The sequence below is a fragment of the Bradyrhizobium sp. Kon37 genome (assembly GCF_055807535.1).
Genome location: NZ_JBVVOY010000301.1, coordinates 1 through 252, shown reverse-complemented (window position 1 = coordinate 252; position 252 = coordinate 1). Strand labels below are relative to the sequence as shown.

Below are 252 nucleotides of genomic sequence, written 5' to 3'. Positions count from 1 at the left end.
CATGAAGATATTCCTTAAAATATTATTGATCATCATTGCTTCCCATCGACCGGATATCACCACTTATCTGCTCGGTTCCAACGCCGCAGCTGTAGTGCGTCACGCAGAGTGCTCCGTGCTGGTTGTGCGCTGACACTAACGCCCGCACATTGCTGCGGGCTTTTTGATTCATTTCGCAAATGTGCTGACATTTTCCCCTCTAATCCGTACCATACACGCCACAGTTTTTTATATCAGATTTCTTATGCTGGG

The 252-nt window shown here is 46.8% G+C and carries 1 protein-coding gene; it reads left to right on the top strand.

What is annotated here, in order from left to right:
* The first annotated feature begins 1 nt into the window (after window position 1).
* Window positions 2–133: a universal stress protein gene (locus AC0L3J_RS38245; RefSeq protein ID WP_473350595.1), complete on the top strand. Its 132-nt coding sequence runs from the start codon at window positions 2–4 to the stop codon at window positions 131–133.
* The last annotated feature ends 119 nt before the right edge of the window (window positions 134–252 follow it).